Here is a 19,558-nt window from a genome sequence, read left to right on the forward strand (position 1 = left end):
CGCGTCGACGGTTGAACCATTTCGAGGCGGCTGTTACTCACCCCCTTTCCTGACCAAAAGGGGACACCATGTCGACCGGCATCCTTTCAAGTCCGCGCAACGGCACTCCGTCGTCTGCGGGCACGGCGCAAGATTCCATCAACGAAGTACAGCCCCCCTCCGTCGATGGAACGGCGCTCATCAGCAAGCTGAGTGGTGCTCATGGAATCGACATCTCCAACGCCGACAAGGCAACGCGAGCCAAGTACAAGGCATTCACCAAACACCACCCGGTTCTGCATCCCGCCTGCGCGTTGTGGTTCGCCAAGCAATGCCTTGTCGCAGGCGACAAAGATCTCTTTTGTGAGGTCGTGAACAGCTTCATGCTCAAGCGCCTGCAAGGCATCGTCGAGGGCGCTGGCATCGTCGCGAGGTGCCTGAAGAATCTGCCGCAGGTTCACCAGATCGAGTTCGCGTCGGGGTGTGAACTCACCACGGAGTGCATCGCTGAGTTGTGCGATGTCCTGAGGGAAAAGCGCACGGCCCCGTTCGAGCTGAACCTGCACGGCTGCACCCTCTGTCGCGATGCCGCGATGTCACTCGCACGGGAATTGCGCGGCTTGCAGGGCTTGGCGATGCTGAGCATCTCAGAGCCCAAGGTGACCGATGCCGAGGAGTGGATCCCCGCACTGGCGGCGGGCCTCGCTCGCAACACGGAACTGGTCGCCTTCAAGCTCGGCGTGCCCGACTTGACGAAGAAACAAGCCGAGGTGATGGGCGAAGGCCTGAGGGGATGTCGATCTTTGGTTGAACTTCATCTGAGTTCCGGGGACCTGGCCTCGCTGGCTCATCTGCTCGCGTCTCTGGGCGAGAAGGATCCGCTCGATCCGGACAGCCCCGGGAGTGCGGCACGGCCGCTCACCACCGTGAGCATCGTTGGACGCACTGGCCCCGGGCAGCGACTCTTCCCCGAAGGGGCTGTCAAATCGCTGAGCGAATTCGTCGCCCGCTACCCCTCGCTGAAATGCGTTCACATGTCCCCCTCTCTTCATGTGCAGAGCTTCACTGAATTCGAGGAGGTGATGACCCTCTGTGGTTCGGAGTGGAAAAACATCGAGATCGACATCGACTTCAGCCTGGTCGTCGACAACAGGGCCGAGACAAAATCCGGCGAACTCATCGAGCGCGAGACCGGCAAGGTGCTCCACAGAACCTCCGCGTATCTGAGACGAAAAGATGCATCCCACCGACTTCTCTCCGGGACTGAATTTCGAGACGTCACGCGTCGGCTTCTTGCCTCTGCCCTGGAAGGCAAGCTTTTGCCGGGCGACGTCATTTCTGAAATCGCCCTCCCGCTGCTGACCGATCGCTCGCCACCAGGCGGTTCCCTCATGACATTGAACACTCTGTCGCGCATCAACAAGAAGACGGCCGGGCTGGGTCCGCCGGCAGCAATGTTGCGCAGCGCGCACTTCGAGCGCCTGAAGGGCTTGATGACCTTCTCGGCCTTTGCGTTCGGAACCAGCGAGCTGGCAGATTCGCTGTGTTTCAAGCTGTCCGAAAGGCTCCGGCAGGGAAGGCTTTCGAAGAACGAAAAGAAGGCCTTGACGTTATTGGTCCAGACTGGTCGGCCCGACGGCGATGCGCTGGAGAAGACCATCCGCGAGGCCCAAATACATCGATGGCGTGCGCAGCAGGATCAAGCACACCTGCTCATGACCTGCCGCTTCGACGATGAATTTCTCGCAGAACAAAAGAGCAGGTGGAAGTTCCAGAAGAAGTCACGCGACTTTCTCCCCTCGCTTAAGGACCAGTTGATGCAGACTGAAGCCGAAAGCCTGCGTAGAAAAAAGACAGTCGAAAACGTCAAGAAGGCGGCCTTGGAGGTACGCAACTTCTTCAAGAAGCCACCGACAAAGAACGACTAAGACCCCAACCCCTGCGCCACATACCGCGTCACCTTCGGCGGCGACTGCTCCACATGGAAGCCCAGCCGCCGCTCGCGCAGCTCCATGTCGAACACCGTCATCCGTTCGAAGTGCCGCAGATGCTCGGCCCATGATTCGTTGACGAACTGCTCCACATACAGCGCCGGGTCGGAGGTGTCGCGGAACAGGCTCCACGACAGCACGCCGCGGCGCAGGCAGCTGCTGCGCCGCTCCTGCATCACGTGCAGGAATTCGCCGGCGCGCACCGGGTCGATCCGGTACTCGATCGCGATCAGCACCGGCCCGTCATGCGGGTCCAGCGGCAACGCGGTCACCGGCGGCTTCAGCGTGTTGACCGGCGTCAGGTCTTCCTCGGCCACCGCCGACAGCCGCACCCGCCGCGTCAGCAGCAGCGCCACGCAGCCCACCGCCGCCGCGGCCATCAGGCTGCTGCGCACGTCGCTCATCGCCGCCACCTGGCCCCACAGCGCCGCGCCGGCCGCGCTGCTGCCCATCAGCGCCATCTGGTAGATCGACATGCCGCGCGCCCGCACCCAGTCGGGCAGCGCGAGCTGCGCCGACACCGTCAGCGAATTGGCAACCGAGATCCAGGCCGCACCGGCCGCCACCATCGCCACCGCGGCCACCGCCACGCTCGGCGCCAGCGCCACCACCACCATCGCGAGCGCCTGCACGAACGAGCCCCAGCGCACCAGCTCGTCGGACCCCAGCCGCTGGCGGATGCGCGGCAGGTTCAGCGCCGCGGCGATTGCGCCCGCACCCATCGACGCCAGCAGCAGCGTGAAGGTGCCGGCACCGCCGCCGTGCAGCCGCTTGGCCACCAGCGGCAGCAGCGCGAGCAGCGCGGTCGACTGCAGGAAGAAGATCGACACCCGCAGCAGCACCACGTGCATGCGCGCCGACTGGCGCACGTACTGCACGCCGACGCGGATCGCGCCGAGGAAGCGCTCGCCCGGCAGCGTGCTCGCCTTCTGCTCGCGCTTCCAGCGGCTGATCGTGAACGCCGCGCCGATCGACAGCAGCGCGTTCAGCACGAACACCCACGCGCTGCCCGCACTCGCGATGATCGCGCCGGCCACGATCGGCCCGATGATGCGCGACGCGTTCATCGCGATGCCGTTCAGCGCCAGCGCCGACGGCAGCTGCGAGCGCGGCACCAGCTCCGGAACGATCGCCGCGAACACCGGCCAGCGCATCGCGAGGCCGATGCCGTTCGCGAAGGTCAGCACCAGCAGCAGCGGCGCGTTCATCGCATCGAACGCGATCGTCGTGCAGGTCACCACCGCCACCACGGCCACCCACACCTGGGTCAGCATGAAGTAGCGCCGGCGGTCGAGGATGTCGGCCATCGCGCCGCTCGGCAACCCGAGCAGGAACACCGGCAGCGTCGACGCCGACTGCACCAGCGCCACCAGCACCGGCGAGGTCGTCAGCGAGGTCATCAGCCAGGCCGCGGCGACGTCGTTCATCCACATGCAGACGTTGGCGGCCACCCAGGTGCCCCACAGCATGCGGAACACCGGGAGCGACAGCGGCGCCCAGGCCGAAGCGGAGGGCGCGGCAGGCGGCGGAACGACCGGTGGAATAGCAGGCGTGCTGGACATCCCGCAACGGTAGCACCGCCACCGCGTCCATCACATGTGGGATGGACGTAGACCGGCAGCGCCCGATACTGATCACGCAGTCTCAACCACCACGGAGGAGCCCATGAAGCTCTTGATCTCCAAGGGTGCGTCCGGTCCGGACGTGGCTCGCCTCGCGCAGGCGCTCGCCACCGAGCTCGGTCCCGATGCCGCGGATTTCCCGGTGCTGACCAGCGCCGCCTCCTCGATCGACGACGGCTTCGACGCCGCGATCCGCCGCTGGCAGGCCGGCATCGGCATCATTGCCGACGGCATCGTCGGTCCGCGCTGCCAGATGCTGCTGAAGCTCGCCGACGAAGGCCCGCCGACCGACCCGGTGCTGACGGTCGGCTTCGTCAGCCAGCTGTTCCCTGCGACCAAGCCGGCCAACATCGCGCGCTACCTGCCGTATGTCGAAGCAGCGTTGCGCGCGGCCGGCCTGGTCGACCGGCCGATGGTGCTGGGCGCGCTCGGCACCATCCGCGCCGAGACCGAAGGCTTCGTTCCGATCGCCGAGTTCCAGTCGCGCTTCAACACGCCACCGGGCGGCGCACCGTTCAGCAGCTACGACCTGCGCCGCGACATCGGCAACGGCGCGGCCGGCGATGGCGCGCGCTACAAGGGCCGCGGCTTCGTGCAGCTGACCGGCAAGGCGAACTACAAGCACTACGGCGAGGTGATCGGCCTCGCGCTCGATGCCGACCCCGACAAGGCGAACGCGCCCGAAGTGGCCGCGGTGGTGCTGGCGCAGTTCCTGTTCGACAAGGCCGACAAGTTCCGCGCCGCGGTCGGAAAGGGCGATCTCGCGGCGGCGCGCAAGCTGGTCAACGGCGGCGCGCACGGGTTGGACGCCTTCCGCAGCGTGTTCGAGCTCGCCGCCGCCGCGCATGCGCCGGCGACCGCCGGAGCGGGCGCAGCCAAGCGCGCAGCGCCCAAGACCCGCCGCCCCGCCGGCAGCACCCACCGCGTCTCGCGCACGAAGAAGGACACCGCCGACCTGCGCGACCGCCAGTACATGCCCGCGGCCCTGACGCTGCCCGACGAATTCCCCGGTGCCGAGGTCGTGCAGCGCTTCCTGCCCGGCTATGCCAAGGCCGGGCTGATCCTGAACCAGGGCAGCGAAGGCGCCTGCACCGGCTTCGGCCTGGGCTGCGTCATCAACTACCTGCGCTGGCTGAAGGCGAAGACGCCGGCCCGCTTCGAATCCGTCAGCCCGCGCATGCTCTACACGCTGGCCCGCCGGTACGACGAGTACGACGGCGAGAACTACGAAGGCTCGAGCTGCCGCGGCGCGCTGAAGGGCTGGTTCAACAACGGCGTGTGCCTCGAGAAGGACTGGCCCTACCAGGCCGACAAGTCCGACACCGCGCGCTACGGCTTCGCGACGCGCGCCACGCAGAACACGCTCGGCGTCTACTACCGCGTCGACACGCAGTCGATCACCGACATGCAGGCCGCCATCGCGCAGCACGGCGCGGTCTTCGTCTCGGCCTTCACGCACGACGGCTGGGATGGCGTGCCCGACGTCGCCGGTGAACCGAAGGGCCATGCCGACCTGCCGCTGATCGGATTCGACGGCCGGCCGTCGAAAGACGGCGGCCATGCCTTCGCGCTGGTCGGCTTCAACGACCGCGGCTTCGTGCTGCAGAACTCCTGGGGCAGCGACTGGGGCGCCGGCGGCTTCGCGACGCTGTCGTACCTCGACTGGCTCGCCAACGGCATGGACGCCTGGGTGGTCGCGCTCGGCGTGCCCGGCGTGGTGGCCGGGCGACTCGCGGTGTCGCAGCCGGGCGCCCAGGGCACCGGCGCGAAGCGCAGCGATGCGAACCGCAACGGCTGGTGGGACACCGCCCTCGCCTACCGGCACAGCGTGGTGCTCGGCAACGACGGCCGCGTCAGCCGCTACCTGACCGAGGACGAACAGCCGCGCAAGCTGCAGCAGCAGGCCTACGCGCTGCCCGACCAGTGGTTCCGCAGCCAGTCCGACGGCCCCGGATCGGGACCGAAAAGGCTGCTGCTCTACGTGCACGGCGGCCTGAACAGCGAGGCCGATGCGGTCAAGCGGGCCGCTGCGATGGGCCGCTACCTGCTCGGCAACGGCTGCTACCCGCTGTTCCTGGTGTGGAAGACGGGCATGCTCGAATCGATCGGCGACATCCTGTCGGATGCCTTCCACCGCGAACCGGCGCGCGCCGGCGCCGGCGAATGGCTGACCGACAAGACCGACCTGCTGATCGAGAAGACCATCGGCCGCCCGCTCGCGAAGCCGATCTGGAGCGAGATGAAGGAGAACGCGCAGCTGGCCTTCGCGCCGCGCCATGGCGGCGAGCTGCTGCTGGACGCGGTCCAGTCGCTGGCCGCCACCTGGGGCGCGCAGTTCGAGCTGCACCTGGTCGGCCACTCGGCCGGCTCGATCGCGCTCGGCCACTTTCTCAGCGCCCTCACGGCGCGCCAGCATGCCGGTCGGGACGACGGCCTCGCGCAGCGCCTCGCGTCGGTCAACCTGTACGCGCCGGCCTGCACCGTCGCGTTCGCGAACCAGCACTATGCGGGCAACCCGCAGGTGATGGAGCGGCTGCACCTGGACGTGCTGTCCGACAAGGTCGAGCGCGACGACAACGTCGCGTCGATCTACCGCAAGTCGCTGCTGTACCTGGTGTCGAACGCGCTGGAGACCGACCTGCGCACGCCGATCCTCGGGCTCGATGCCGTCAACGACACCGCGTTCGCCGGCTGGGACGGCTCGTCCGACACCGGCGAGGCGCTGGCGACCTGGCGCGCCGCCGCGGCCGATGCGAAGCTCGCGGCGCGCACGCAGCTCGTCACCAGCGACCGCATCGAGACGGCGATCGGCAGCGACGGCAAACCGGTGCTGGTGCGGGCGTCGCATGGCGGTTTCGACAACGACATCGAGGTCGTCACGCGCACGCTGCAGCGCATTCGCGGCAACGAACTCGCGCTGAAGGTGGACGACCTGCGAGGGTATTGACGCACCACCAGGACGCACGGCCAGGGAGGCCTGCTCCTACAGGCATTCAGTTCGGCGTCCGACGCAGGGTGTCCGGCGTGGCGTCCATCATCGCGCCATGAACATCACGCCGATCCCGTACGACGCGTCCTTCGAACACGCCGAGGAGGACGAGTCCGAGACCTGCGACCAGATGATCAAGACGATGCGAGAGATCGCCCAGACCACCTGGGCGCATTCGGGCCACGGCCTGCGCGGCGTGCACGCCAAGAGCCACGGCCTGCTGCGCGGCGAGTTGCGCGTGCCGGCCGGGCTGCCGGCGGCGTATGCGCAGGGCGCGTTCGCGGCGCCCGGCGAGTGGCCGCTGGTGATGCGGCTGTCGACGATCCCCGGCGACATCCTGGACGACGCGGTGTCGACGCCGCGCGGCATGGCGATCAAGCTGATCGGTGTCGACGGCGTGCGGCTGCCGGGCAGCGAAGGGCAGTTCACGCAGGATTTCGTGCTGGTCAACGGCCCGGTGTTCGGCTCGGCCGGGCCGAAGCAGTTCCTGGCCGGGCTGAAGCTGCTCGCGGCCACCACCGACCGCGTGCCGACGCTGAAGAAGGCGATGTCGGCGGTGCTGCGCGGTGCCGAAAGGGCGATCGAGCAGGTGGGGCTCGAAAGCGGCACGCTGAAGGCGCTCGGCGGTCACCCGCAGACGAACCCGCTGGGCGACACCTACTTCAGCCAGGTGCCGATGCTGTGGGGGCCGTACATGGGCAAGGTGCAGGTGGTGCCGGTGTCGCCGGAACTGCAGGCGCTGACCGGCGCCCACGTCGAGATGCACGACCGGCCGCAGGCCTTGCGCGATGCGGTGCTGTCGCACTTCGCGCGGGCCGGCGGCGAGTGGGAGCTGCGCGTGCAGCTGTGCACCGACCTGCAGACGATGCCGATCGAGGATGCGTCGGTGCGCTGGCCCGAGGACCAGAGCCCGTTCGTCACCGTCGCGCGCATCGTGATGCGGCCGCAGCTTGCGTGGACCGAGACGCGCTCGGCGGCCATCGACGACGGCATGTCGTTCAGCCCGTGGCACGGCCTCGCGGCGCACCGGCCGCTGGGCGCGGTGATGCGGGTGCGCAAGCGGGTCTACGAGATGTCGGCGCGTTTCCGGGCCGAGCACAACGGCGTGCGGATGGCGCAGCCGCGCTCCGCCGACGAGTTGCCGCCCTGATCAGGCCCGCGGCACGACGGCCGTGACCTCGATCTCGACGCGCGCCCGCGGCTCCATCAGCGCGCTGACCTGCACCGCGCTCATCGCGATCGAGTAGCTGCCGACCAGTTCGCGGAACACCGCACCGACCTCGCGGCCGCGCGCCAGGTACTCGGCGCGGTCCAGCACGTACCAGGTCATGCGCACGATGTGCTGCGGTGTCGCGCCGCCTTCGGCCAGCACCGCGCAGACATTGCGCAGCGCCTGCCGCACTTGGTCGACGAAATCGTCGCTCTCGAACTCGCAGCGTTCGTTCCAGCCGATCTGGCCGGCGACGAACACCAGCACGCCCTCGGCGGCCACGCCGTTCGCATAGCCGCGCGGGGGGAGCCAGCCGGGGGGTTGCAGCACGTTCATCCTGATGTCTCCTCTTTGTGTACGCAGGCTTCGACAGGCTCAGCCCGAACGGGGTGGGGGCTCAGCCCGAACGGAGCTTGAAGCGCTGCAGCTTGCCGGTCTCGGTGCGCGGCAGCGCGGCGCAGAACTCGATCGCGCGCGGGTACTTGTACGGCGCGATCGCCTGCTTCACGAAATCCTGCAGCGCCTTCGCCATCGCCGCATCGCCCACCTGTCCGGCGCGCAGCACGACGAAGGCCTTGACGATCTGCCCGCGCTCGTCGTCCGGCACGCCGACCACGCCGCACTCGGCCACCGCCGGGTGCAGCAGCAGGGCCGCTTCCACCTCCGGCCCGGCGATGTTGTAGCCGCCCGAGATGATCATGTCGTCGGTGCGCGCCTGGTAGACGAAGTAGCCGTCCTCGGTCTGCAGGTAGGCATCGCCGGTCAGGTTCCAGCCGTCGCTGACGTACTGGCGCTGGCGCTCGTCGGCCAGGTAGCGGCAGCCGGTCGGCCCCTTGATCGCGAGGCGCCCCACCTGCCCCGGCGCCAGCGGCCGGCCGGCATCGTCGACCACGCAGGCCCGGTAGCCGGGCACCACGGTGCCGGTCGCGCCCGGCCGCGCATGCGACTCGTCGTGCGAGATGAAGATGTGCAGCAGCTCGGTCGACCCGATGCCGTCGATGATCTCGATGCCGCTCGCGTCCTTCCACAGCTGGCGCGTCGCGGCCGGCAGCGCCTCGCCGGCCGACACGCACTGGCGCAGCGACGACAGGTCGTGCGCGGCGAGCTGACCGGCCATCGCGCGGTACGCGGTCGGCGAGGTCACCAGCGTGGTCGCGCGGTACTGCGCGATCGCGGCCGGCAGCGCATCCGGCCCCGGGCGTTCGATCAGCACCGTCGACGCGCCCACCGACAGCGGGAACAGCAGCAGGCCGCCGAGCCCGAAGGTGAACGCGAGCGGCGGGCTGCCGATGAACACGTCAGCGGCGGTCGGCCGCAGCACGTGGCGCGGCCAGCAGGCGCAGGCGGCCATCACGTCGCGGTGGAAATGCAGCGTCGCCTTCGGGGCGCCGGTCGTGCCCGAGGTGAAGGCCATCAGGCAGGTGTCGTCGGCCGTGGTGCGCACGGTGTCGAAGCGGGCCGGCTTGGTGGCCGCGCGTGCTTCGAGGCTGCCATCGCGTTCGGTCATGAAGTGCAGCACGTGCGCGAGCGTCGGGCAGGGCGGACCGGCCTGCGCGAGTTCGTCGGCCAGCCGGACGTCGCACAGTGCATGGCTGATCTCGGCCTTGTGGACGATCTGCACCAGCTCCTTCGCGCGCAGCAGCGGCATGCTGCCGACCGCGATGCCGCCGGCCTTCACGACGCCGAACCAGCAGGCGGCCAGCATCGGCGAGTTCGGCCCGCGCAGCAGCACACGGTTGCCGCTGACGAGGCCGAGGTCGTCCACCAGCACGTGCGCGATGCGGTTGGCCTGCGCCTGCAGCTGCGCGTAGGTCCAGCGCACGCCCTGCCCTTGCACGCACAGCCGATCTCCAAGACCCTCGTCGACCCAGCGGTCCAGCAACTCGGCCGTGCAATTCAGCTCGGCGGGGAACTGCAGTTCCGGCAGGTCGAACACCAGCTCGGGCCATTGATCGCGCGGCGGCAGGTGATCACGGGCAAAGGTGTCGACGTGCGCGGACATCTCACGTTCCTTTCAACAGCTCTCGGGCGATGATCAACTGCTGCACTTCGGTGGCGCCTTCGTAGATGCGCAGCGCACGGATCTCGCGGTACAGCGTCTCCACCGTGTTGCCGCTGACGACGCCGGCACCGCCCCACAGCTGCACCGCGGCATCGATGACCTGCTGTGCGCCCTCGGTGGCGGCCAGCTTGGCCATCGCGGCCTCGCGCGTCACGTTGCGGCCCTGGTCGCGCTGCCATGCAGCGCGGTAGGTCAGCAGCGCGGCGCTGTCGACGGTGGTCGCCATCTGCGCGAGCTTGGCCTGCGTGATCTGGAAATCGGCCAACGTCTGGCCGAACATCTTGCGGGTCGTCGCGCGCTGCAGCGCCTCGTCGAGCGCGCGCCGCGCGAAACCGAGCGCAGCCGCCGCGACCGAGGTGCGGAAAATGTCGAGCGTGCGCATTGCCAGCTTGAAGCCCTGGCCTGCTTCGCCGAGCCGCTGCGTCTTCGGCACGCGGCAGCCGCTGAAGCGCAGCCTTGCCAAGGGGTGCGGTGCGATCAGGGCGATGCGCTCGGCGATCTGCAGGCCCGGCGTGTCGGCATCGACGATCAGCGCGGTGATGCCGCGCGAGCCCGGGGCTTCGCCGGTGCGCACGAACAGCACGTAGAAGTCGGCGATGCCGCCGTTCGAGATCCAGGTCTTCTCGCCGTCGATCACGTAGGCGTCGCCATCGTCGCGCGCCGCGCAGGCGAGCGCCGCCACGTCGGAGCCGGCCTCGGGCTCGGACAGCGCGAATGCCGCGATCGCGTCGCCGCGCGCGACCCGCGGCAGGTAGCGCTCGCGCTGCGCGGCGGTGCCGTCGAGCGAGATCGCGCCGGCGCCGAGGCCTTGCATCGCGAACGAGAAATCGGCCAGGCCGTGGTGGCGCGCCAGCGTCTCGCGCAGCAGGCAGATCGCGCGGGTGTCGATCGCGTCGCCGGGTTTCGCGGCGATGGCGTGCTGCAGCCAGCCGGCCTCGCCGAGCTGCTTCACCAGGCGGCGGCAGGTGGCGTCGACATCATCGTGCGGCACGTCGGCGAGGTGCTCGGTGCACCAGCGCGACAGCGCCGCTTCCAATGCCCGATGGCGCGGCTCGAAGAACGGCCAGTCGAGGTGCGCACTCATCAGTCGCCCTCGAAGACAGGCCTGGCCTTCGCCGCGAACGCCTCGTACGCCCGGTGGAAATCCTGCGTCATCATGCAGATCGCCTGCGCCTGGGCCTCGGATTCGATCGCCTCGTCGACGCCCATCGCCCATTCCTGATGCAGCATGCGTTTCGTCATCGCATGCGCGAAGCCCGGCCCGGCCGCGATCTCGCTCGCCCAGGCCAGCGCATCGGCCTGCAGCGCAGCGGGTTCGCTCACCCGATTCAGGAAACCCCACTGCAGCGCCTCCTCGCCCCCCAGCGAACGCCCGGTGTACAGCAGCTCCGACGCCCGCCCCTGCCCGACGATGCGCGGCAGCAGCGCGCAGGCGCCCATGTCGCAACCCGCCAGCCCGACGCGCGAGAACAGGAACGCCGTCTTGCTGCGCGAGGTGCCGACGCGCAGGTCCGACGCCATCGCGATGATCGCGCCGGCGCCGGCGCACACGCCGTCGATCGCCGAGACGATCGGCTGCGGGCAGGCCCGCATCGCCTTCACGAAATCGCCGGTCATGCGGGTGAAGGCCAGCAGGTCGGGCATCGTCATCTTCGTCAGCGGGCCGATGATCTCGTGCACGTCGCCGCCGGAGCAGAAATTGTCGCCGGCGCCCTGCACGACGATCGCCCGCACCTCGTCGACCTGCGCGAGCGTGCGGAACAGGTCGCGCAGTTCGGCGTACGACTCGAAGGTCAGCGGGTTCTTGCGCTCGGGCCGGTTCAGCGTGATCACGCCGACGCGGCCGTGCAGCGCCCAGCTGACCTGCCGCGGCGCGATCGCGGCCGCGCCTTGGCGGTTGCCGGCCGCGAGGTGGGAATCCATCGCACGCGTCATGGGGTCTTCTCCTTGGTTCGGGTCTTCTTCAAGGGCTTGGCAGGCAGCGCGCTGTCGACGCCGGCCAGGTGCCGCTTCAGCACCGAGAGCAAGTCCTGCACCTGGGTCTTCTCGTCGGCCGACCAGCCGGCGAACAGCTCGACGACCCACTGCTCGTGCGTGGCCGCCATGCGCCGGAACTGGCGGCGGCCGGAGGCTGTCAGTTGCACCGCGAACGCGCGCCGGTCGCCCGGGTGCGGCGCACGGCGCACCAGGCCTTCGGCCTCGAGCTGGTCGGTGATGCCGGTCACGTTGCCGCCGGTCACCATCAGGCGCTGCGACAGCTCGCCCATCGTCAGGCCGGCCGGCTCGCGCTCCAGCTGCGCCAGCAGGTCGAAGCGCGGCAGCGTGGTCGCGAACTCGCTGCGCAGCCGGTTGCGAATCACCGACTCGACGCGGTTGGTGCAGGACAGCAGGCGCAGCCACAGCTTGAGGGCTTGATGGTGATCGTCGATGACGCGGGATTCGAGATCGCTGACTTCGGAAATCACATCACCTCCCCGCCGGCCACCGCGATCGCCTGGCCGGTGATGCTGGCCGACTCGCGCCGGCACAGCCACAGCACCGCCTGCGCGACTTCGTCGGGCTGCACCAGGCGGCCTTGCGGGTTGGCAGCGGCGAGCGCATCGCGCGCCGCCTCTGCGCTGCGCTGGGTCTTGCTGGCGATCTGCTCGACGGCGCGGGCGACGATGTCGGTGTCGGTGTAGCCGGGGCAGATCGCGTTGACGGTGACGCCCTTGCGCGCGACCTCGAGCGCGAGCGCACGCGTCAGCCCGAGCACGCCGTGCTTCGCGGCGCAGTACGCGGCGACGTAGGCGTAGCCCTTCAGCGCCGCGGTGCTCGCGATGTTGACGATGCGCCCGAAGCCGCGCTCGGTCATGCCGGGCAGCACCTGCTGTGTGCACAGGAAGGTGCCGGTCAGGTTGACCTGCAGCAGGCGGTTCCATTGGTCGAGCGTGGTGCGGGAGAAGGGCTGGCTCTCGACCTGGCCGGCGTTGTTGATCAGGAGGTCGACGGGGCCGGCGAAGTCGAAGGCCTGTTCGACACTGGCGGAGTCGGTGACGTCGACGGCGCACACGTGGATCGCGGGCAGGGCTTCGACAGGCTCAGCCCGAACGGATTCCCCACCGTTCGCTCCGGCCGCTCCCCCGTTCGCTCCGGCTCCTCCCCCGTTCGCCCTGAGCTTGTCGAAGGGTCGGGCTGAGCCTGTCGAAGCCCTGCCCGCCAAGCGCTCCCGTGCCTGCAGCAGCCGGGCCTCGCTTCGCCCCATCACCGTGACCCGCGCGCCCTCGCGCAGCAGCGCCGCCGCGATCGCCTCGCCGATCCCGCTGCCCCCACCCGTCACCACCGCATGCAACCCGGTCAGCGTGCTCATACGCCCTGCGCCAGGTTCGCCTGCTCTTGCGCTGACAGCCCCGCCGTCTGCGCCGCCATCGCGCGCTCGCGCTCCAGGTTGCGCTCCAGTTGCGACTTGCCCGACAGGTACTGCCGCGGCCAGTCCGCACCGACACCGTTGACATGCCCGATCTTCGCGGCCTCCAGCAGCGTCCACGCCGGGTTCGCCAGGTGCGGCCGCGCGATCGCGCACAGGTCGGCGCGACCGGCCGCGATGATGGCGTTCACATGGTCGGCTTCGAAGATCGCGCCGACCGCCATCGTCGCGATGCCGGCCTCGTTGCGGATCGCCTCGGCGAACGGCGTCTGGTACATGCGCCCGTACACCGGCTTCTGCTGCGGGCTGACCTGCCCCGACGACACGTCGACCAGGTCGGCCCCCGCTGCCTTGAACGCCCGCGCGATCGCGATCGCATCCTCCGGCGTGTTACCGCCCGGCACCCAGTCGTGCGCCGAGATCCGCACCGACAGCGGCTTGTCGGCCGGCCACGCCGCCCGCATCGCCGCCAGCACCTCCAGCGGGTAGCGCAGCCGGTTCGCCAGCTCGCCGCCATAGACATCGGTGCGCTGGTTGGTCAGCGGCGACAGGAACGACGACAGCAGGTAGCCGTGCGCGCAGTGCAGCTCCAGCCAGTCGAAGCCGGCCTGCGCGGCACGCCTGGTGGCCGCGACGAAATCGGCGGTGACGCGGTCCATGTCGTCGCGCGTCATCGCCCGCGACCAGTCGCTGACGCCGTCCAGGTACTGCTGTGGCGAGGCCGAGATCAGCGGCCAGTTGTCGGCGGCGAGCGGGAGGTCTTCGCCATCCCACGGCGCGCGGGTCGATCCCTTCGCGCCGGCATGGCCGAGCTGCATCGCGATCTTCGCGCTGCTGCCCTGGTGCACGAAATCGACGATGCGCTTCCACGCGAGCATCTGCGCATCGGTGTACAGCCCCGGGCAGCCGGGCGTGATGCGGGCGTCGGGCGAGGTGCAGGTCATCTCGGCGAACACCAGCCCGGCGCCGCCCAGCGCGCGTGCGCCCAGGTGCACCAGGTGGTGGTCGCCCGGCACGCCGTCGACCGCGCTGTACTGCGCCATCGGCGAGACGACGACGCGGTTCTTCAGCGTCACACCGCGCAGCGTGAACGGCGTGAACATCGGCGGCACGGCGTGCGTGCCGTCGAGCCCGGCACGCGTGGCCAGCCATTGCTCGTAGCCGCCGACATAGGCCGCATCGCGCAGCCGCAGGTTCTCGTGCGAGATGCGCTGCGAGCGCGTCAGCAGCGAATAGGCGAACTGCGGCGCATCGAGCAGCGCATGGCGCTCGACGTTCTCGAACCATTCGGTGGAATTGCGCGCCGCGTTCTGGATCTTCAGCACCTCGATGCTGCGCTGCGCCTCGTAGGTCGACAGCGCCTGGTCCAGCGCGCCGAGATGTGGACCGGAATGAGCGGCGATCGCGGCCGCGAGGTCGATCGCATCCTCCAACGCCAGCTTGGTGCCCGAGCCGATCGAGAAATGCGCGGTGTGCGCCGCATCGCCCATCAGCACCACCGGCGCACGGCCGTTGTGATGGATCCACCGCTTGCAGACCACCCGCGGAAAGCGGATCCACTGCGCCGAGCCGCGCAGGTGCGCGGCATTCGACATCAACGGCTGGCCGTCGAGGATCTTCGCGAACAGCTTCTCGCAGAACGCGATGCTCTCTTCCTTGCCCATGTCGGCCAGGCCCGCGGCGCGCCACACCGGCTCGGGCGCCTCGACGATGAAGGTCGACGTATCGGCATCGAAGCGGTAGGCGTGCACCTGGAACCAGCCCCATGCAGTGCGCTCGAACGCGAACGTGAACGCATCGAAGCGCTTGTGCGTGCCGAGCCACACGAAGCGGCACAGCCGGGTGTCGACATCCGGCTCGTAGGTGGCGGCGTAGCGGCTGCGGATGCGGCTGTTCAGGCCGTCGCAGGCGATCACCAGGTCGGCGTCGACGGTGGTGTCGTCGGCGCAGTCGGTCTCGAAGCGCAGCAGCACGCCCTCTTCGGCACAGCGGTCCTGCAGGATGTTCAGCAGCTTGCGCCGGCCGATGCCGCAGAAGCCGTGGCCGGACGAGCGGATCACCTCGCCCTTGAAGTGCACCTCGATGTCGTCCCAGTGGTTGAAGGCGTCGAGGACCTGCGCGGCGCTCTTCGGGTCGGTGCGCTGCACCGCGCCCAGGGTCTGGTCGGAGAACACGACGCCCCAGCCGAAGGTGTCGTCGGCGCGGTTGCGCTCGATCACCGTGACCTCGTGCGACGGGTCCTGCTTCTTCATCAGCAGCGCGAAGTACAGGCCCGCCGGGCCGCCGCCGATGCAGGCGATGCGCATGGTTGTGTGAACTCCGGGGCGCCGCGGCGGGAATCGCCACGCTGGCGCAATTTAGACCTTGATATTTCAGGTGTCAAGTATCTCCATCCGGCGATGCGATGTCTGAAATTACCGACACCACGAGGCCGGCGGCGGTGCTACTGTTCCGGCCGTGAAAAAGCTCTGGGACATCTCCCCACCCATCGCGCCCGACTCGCCGCTGTTCCCCGGCGACGAGGCGTATTCGCAGGCCTGGACCGCGCGCATCGGCCCGGGCTGCCCGGTCAACCTGAGCGCGATCACGATGTCGCCCCACATCGGCGCGCATGCCGATGCGCCGCTGCACTACGGCGACGACGCGCCGGCGATCGGCGCGGTCGACCTGGCGCCCTACCTGGGCCGCTGCCGCGTGATCCATGCGATCGGCATCGGCGCGCTGGTGCGGCCGGAGCACCTGGTGCCGTTCGCCGCAGACCTGCCGCCGCGCGTGCTGGTGCGCAGCGTGCTGAAGGCGCCGACCGCGTGGTCGCCGGAGTTCACTTCGTTCGCGCCCGAGACCATCGCCTGGCTGGCCGACCGCGGCGTGCAACTGGTGGGCATCGACAGCCAGTCGGTCGACCCGGCCGACAGCAAGACGCTGGACAGCCACCACCAGCTGCTGGCGCACGACCTGCGCGTGCTCGAGAACCTGGTGCTCGACGACGTGCCAGCCGGCGACTACGAACTGATCGCGCTGCCGTTGAAGCTGATGCTGGCCTGTGCCTCGCCGGTGCGCGCCGTGCTGCGCGAACTCTGAAAGACCCCTGCATGACGACGACACGACAAGATTGCCTCGCACTCGACAACCGCGATGAATTGGCGCCGCTGCGCGAGTTGTTCGACCTTCCGGATGGCGTGATCTACCTCGACGGCAATTCGCTCGGCGCGTTGCCGCGCGCCACCGCGGCCCGCGTGCAGCAGGTGGCCGCCGCCGAATGGGGCCGCGACCTGATCAAGAGCTGGAACACCGCCGGCTGGATCGACCTGCCGCAGCGCATCGGCGACAAGATCGCGCTGCTGCTGGGGGCAGGGCCGGACGAACTGATCGTCGCCGATTCGACCTCGGTGAACCTGTTCAAGGCACTGTCGGCCGCGCTCGACCTGGCGCAGCGCGACACGCCGGGCCGCAAGCGCATCGTCTCGGAGCGTTTCAACTTCCCGACCGACCTGTACATCGCCGAGAGCCTCGCGCGGCAGCGCGGCTTCGAACTGGTGCTGGCCGACGCCGACGAGATCCCGGCGCTGATCGACGACCGGCTCGCGGTGCTGATGCTGACGCACGTGAACTACCGCACCGGCCGCATGCACCGCATGGAAGAGACCAACCTCGCCGTGCATGCCGCCGGCGCGCTGGTGGTGTGGGACCTCGCGCACTCGGCCGGCGCGGTGCCGGTGAACCTGAAGGGCAGCGGCCCGCGCGCCGGCGCGGCCGACTTCGCGGTCGGCTGCGGCTACAAGTACTTGAACGGCGGCCCGGGCGCGCCGGCCTTCGTCTGGATGCACTCGATGATCGCCGCCCGCATGGACGCCGAGCAGCTGTGGCAGCCGCTGTCGGGCTGGCTCGGCCATGCGGCACCGTTCATGTTCACGCCCGACTACCACCCGGCCGCCGGCATCCGGCGCTTCGTCTGCGGCACGCCGCCGGTGCTGTCGCTGGCCGCGCTGGAGTGCGGCGTCGACACGATGCTCGCGGCCGAGGCGCACGGCGGGCAGGCGGCGCTGCGCCGCAAGTCGATCGCATTGACCGAGCTGTTCATCGCGCTGGTCGAGGCGCGCTGCGCCGGCCACGGCCTGACGCTGCAGACACCGCGCGATGCGGCGCAGCGCGGCAGCCAGGCGAGCTTCGCGCGCGCCGAGGACGGCTACGCGATCATGCAGGCGCTGATCGCGCGCGGCGTGATCGGCGACTTCCGGGCGCCCGACATCCTGCGCTTCGGCTTCACGCCGCTGTACACCCGGTTCATCGACGTGTGGGACGCGGTCGAGCACCTGGTGCAGGTGCTGCAGACCGGCGAATGGCAACAGGCGCGCTTCAACCAGCGCGCGGCGGTGACATGAGCTGCCCGCACCACGAATCCGGCGACGCCTCGGGCGATCAAGGCGCGGGCGAGCAAGGCGCGGGTGAGCGCATTGTCCGCGAGGAAGGCGCGCAGCTCGATTTCTCGCGCGACATGAGCTATGGCGACTACCTGCACCTCGACGAGGTCCTGAATGCGCAGCACCCGCTCTCGCCCGAGCACAACGAGATGCTGTTCATCGTGCAGCACCAGACCAGCGAGCTGTGGATGAAGCTGATGCTGCACGAGCTGGGTGCCGCGGTGCAGCGCATCGCGAGCGACGACCTGGGCACCGCGTTCAAGATGCTGGCGCGCGTGAGCCGGATCATGGAGCAGCTGGTGCATGCGTGGGACGTGCTCGCGACGATGACGCCGCCGGAGTACTCGGCGATCCGGCCGTACCTGAGCAACAGCAGCGGCTTCCAGAGCTGGCAGTACCGCTGCATCGAGTTCATGCTGGGCAACAAGAACGCCGCGATGCTGAAGCCGCATGCGCACACGCCGGAGATCCTGGCGCGCGTCGAGGCGGTGTACCGCGCGCCGTCGCTGTACGACGAAGCGCTGCGGCTGCTGGCGCGGCGCGGCTTGCCGGTGCCGGCCTCGCATGTGGAGCGGGACTGGTCGCAGCCGTATGTTTGCGACGATGGCGTCGAGCAGGCTTGGCTGGTGGCCTACCGCGCGCCGCAGCAGCACTGGGACCTGTACCAGCTCGGCGAGGAACTGACCGACCTGGAGGATGCGTTCCGGCTGTGGCGCTTCCGCCATGTGACGACGGTGGAGCGGGTGATCGGCTTCAAGCGCGGCACCGGCGGCACCAGCGGCGTCGGCTACCTGCGCAAGATGCTCGACGTGGTGCTGTTCCCCGAGATCTGGAGATTGCGCACGAATTTGTAGCCCGGATGCCAATCCGGGAGGCGTTCGAGACACAAGGAGTCGACATGATCCACGAAGTGTTCACCTACCTGCGCGTGCGCGACACCGCCGCCGCGATGGCGTTCTACGCACAGGCCTTCGGTGCGAAGGAAGTATTCCGCCTGACCGAACCCTCCGGGCGCATCGGCCACGCCGAAATGCAACTCGGCCCGTCGGTGCTGATGCTGTCGGACGCGTTCCCCGAGTACGGCATTGAAGCGCCGCCGGTGGGCGGCACGACCAGCTACGCCAGCGTGCACCTGCATGTCGACAACGCCGACGCGGTGCTCGACCAGGCGGTGGCGGCCGGCGCCACCGTGCTGATGTCGCCGACCGACCAGTTCTATGGCGAACGCAGCTGCAAGCTGCGCGACCCGTTCGGCCACGAATGGCTGATCGGACACAGCATCGAGCAGCTCACGCACGAGGAAATGCAGCGCCGCTACACCGCGCTGATGACGGACCCGTCAGCGCAGTGAGCGGTGCGTGGGTCAGTCGGTGCCCTGCGGGAACACCACCACCGGATTGGCGGTACCGCGCGAGTTCACGGTGACTTGCTTGGTGACCGTCTTGCCGTTCAGTGTGGCTTCCATCTTGTACTGCCCCGGCGGCGCCTTCACCAGCATGTAGGGGCCGTCGGCCTGCGCGTCGAACACGACGTCGCCTTCCCTGTCCATCAGCTTGACCTGCGTGTCGGCGGTGAACTGGTTCTTCGAGCCGGCCTTCTCGTAGATCTCGATGGCGAGCGGGTAGTCGCGCTTGGCGTCCTTGAACGCCGGCACTTCCTCGTAGGCCACGCCGCCCGTCACGTAGGTGATGTCGCCGGCCTGCTTGGTGGGCGGCAGCGGGGCGCGGTCGTCCTGGGCCCACACGGCGGTGCCGGACGCAATGGCGAGGGCGGCAGCGATCGGGGCGAGCAGGGACTTGTGGCTGTTCATGATGACGTCCTTTCTTGTCATGAAAGTGAGCTTCATTGGACTGCTTGCCGTGGCGCATGTGCCTGGGA

The 19,558-nt window shown here is 69.1% G+C and carries 16 protein-coding genes; 7 read left to right on the forward strand and 9 right to left on the reverse strand.

All coding sequences use genetic code 11. The features are described from left to right. Positions 1-68: 68 nt before the first annotated feature. Positions 69-1,907, forward strand: coding sequence for a leucine-rich repeat domain-containing protein (locus BUE42_RS13855; RefSeq protein ID WP_143171490.1), 1,839 nt, complete (start codon positions 69-71; stop codon positions 1,905-1,907). On the opposite strand, the gene BUE42_RS13860 is transcribed toward BUE42_RS13855, so the two are convergent. Then, positions 1,904-3,532: an MFS transporter gene (locus BUE42_RS13860; protein ID WP_073465692.1), complete on the reverse strand. Its 1,629-nt coding sequence runs from the start codon at positions 3,530-3,532 to the stop codon at positions 1,904-1,906. The genes BUE42_RS13855 and BUE42_RS13860 overlap by 4 nt on opposite strands. A gap of 103 nt (positions 3,533-3,635) precedes the next feature. Between BUE42_RS13860 and BUE42_RS13865 the strand changes: the two genes are divergently transcribed. Both BUE42_RS13865 and BUE42_RS13870 read left to right on the forward strand, forming a co-directional pair. After that, positions 3,636-6,539 carry a C1 family peptidase gene (locus BUE42_RS13865; protein WP_073465693.1) on the forward strand — a complete coding sequence of 968 codons (2,904 nt, stop codon included), beginning with the start codon at positions 3,636-3,638 and terminating at the stop codon, positions 6,537-6,539. A gap of 97 nt (positions 6,540-6,636) precedes the next feature. Further along, entirely contained in the window at positions 6,637-7,731 is a 1,095-nt protein-coding gene (locus BUE42_RS13870; protein WP_073465694.1) for a catalase family protein, read from the forward strand. On the opposite strand, the gene BUE42_RS13875 is transcribed toward BUE42_RS13870, so the two are convergent. The 7 genes from BUE42_RS13875 to BUE42_RS13905 form a co-directional block, all read right to left on the reverse strand. Next, complete coding sequence (locus tag BUE42_RS13875; protein ID WP_073465695.1) at positions 7,732-8,127, reverse strand: RidA family protein; 396 nt, start codon at positions 8,125-8,127, stop codon at positions 7,732-7,734. A gap of 61 nt (positions 8,128-8,188) precedes the next feature. Continuing rightward, positions 8,189-9,793 carry an AMP-binding protein gene (locus BUE42_RS13880; RefSeq protein WP_073465696.1) on the reverse strand — a complete coding sequence of 535 codons (1,605 nt, stop codon included), beginning with the start codon at positions 9,791-9,793 and terminating at the stop codon, positions 8,189-8,191. 1 nt (position 9,794) lies between these two features. Next, positions 9,795-10,937, reverse strand: coding sequence for an acyl-CoA dehydrogenase family protein (locus tag BUE42_RS13885; protein ID WP_073465697.1), 1,143 nt, complete (start codon positions 10,935-10,937; stop codon positions 9,795-9,797). Next, the gene (locus BUE42_RS13890; RefSeq protein ID WP_073465698.1) at positions 10,937-11,788 is read right to left on the reverse strand and encodes an enoyl-CoA hydratase family protein; all 852 of its coding nucleotides are present in this window, start codon (positions 11,786-11,788) and stop codon (positions 10,937-10,939) included. Before BUE42_RS13890 ends, BUE42_RS13885 begins: the two co-directional genes overlap by 1 nt. Beyond that, the gene (locus BUE42_RS13895; RefSeq protein ID WP_073465699.1) at positions 11,785-12,318 is read right to left on the reverse strand and encodes a MarR family winged helix-turn-helix transcriptional regulator; all 534 of its coding nucleotides are present in this window, start codon (positions 12,316-12,318) and stop codon (positions 11,785-11,787) included. Before BUE42_RS13895 ends, BUE42_RS13890 begins: the two co-directional genes overlap by 4 nt. Further along, entirely contained in the window at positions 12,315-13,202 is an 888-nt protein-coding gene (locus BUE42_RS13900; protein WP_073465700.1) for an SDR family NAD(P)-dependent oxidoreductase, read from the reverse strand. Before BUE42_RS13900 ends, BUE42_RS13895 begins: the two co-directional genes overlap by 4 nt. Continuing rightward, positions 13,199-15,565 (reverse strand): bifunctional salicylyl-CoA 5-hydroxylase/oxidoreductase, encoded by a 2,367-nt coding sequence (locus tag BUE42_RS13905; RefSeq protein ID WP_073465701.1) that lies wholly within the window; start codon positions 15,563-15,565, stop codon positions 13,199-13,201. Before BUE42_RS13905 ends, BUE42_RS13900 begins: the two co-directional genes overlap by 4 nt. 151 nt (positions 15,566-15,716) lie before the next feature. On the opposite strand from BUE42_RS13905, the gene kynB reads away from it, so the two are divergent. From kynB to BUE42_RS13925, 4 genes are read left to right on the forward strand one after another with little or no spacing between them, the layout of a single operon-like run. Beyond that, positions 15,717-16,340, forward strand: coding sequence for an arylformamidase (gene kynB, locus BUE42_RS13910; RefSeq protein ID WP_073465702.1), 624 nt, complete (start codon positions 15,717-15,719; stop codon positions 16,338-16,340). A gap of 11 nt (positions 16,341-16,351) precedes the next feature. Further along, the gene (gene kynU, locus BUE42_RS13915; RefSeq protein WP_073465703.1) at positions 16,352-17,641 is read left to right on the forward strand and encodes a kynureninase; all 1,290 of its coding nucleotides are present in this window, start codon (positions 16,352-16,354) and stop codon (positions 17,639-17,641) included. Next, positions 17,638-18,534 carry a tryptophan 2,3-dioxygenase gene (gene kynA / locus BUE42_RS13920; protein ID WP_073465704.1) on the forward strand — a complete coding sequence of 299 codons (897 nt, stop codon included), beginning with the start codon at positions 17,638-17,640 and terminating at the stop codon, positions 18,532-18,534. Before kynU ends, kynA begins: the two co-directional genes overlap by 4 nt. Before the next feature lie 44 nt (positions 18,535-18,578). Beyond that, positions 18,579-19,031, forward strand: coding sequence for a VOC family protein (locus BUE42_RS13925; RefSeq protein ID WP_073465705.1), 453 nt, complete (start codon positions 18,579-18,581; stop codon positions 19,029-19,031). Between the two features lie 12 nt (positions 19,032-19,043). Here the strand turns inward: BUE42_RS13925 and BUE42_RS13930 are convergent, their stop codons facing one another. Beyond that, positions 19,044-19,490, reverse strand: a complete 447-nt coding sequence (locus tag BUE42_RS13930; RefSeq protein WP_073465706.1) for a hypothetical protein — start codon at positions 19,488-19,490, stop codon at positions 19,044-19,046. Positions 19,491-19,558 lie beyond the last annotated feature (68 nt).

It is taken from the genome of Rhizobacter sp. OV335, assembly GCF_900142965.1.
In the GTDB taxonomy this organism is placed as follows: Bacteria; Pseudomonadota; Gammaproteobacteria; order Burkholderiales; family Burkholderiaceae_C; genus Rhizobacter.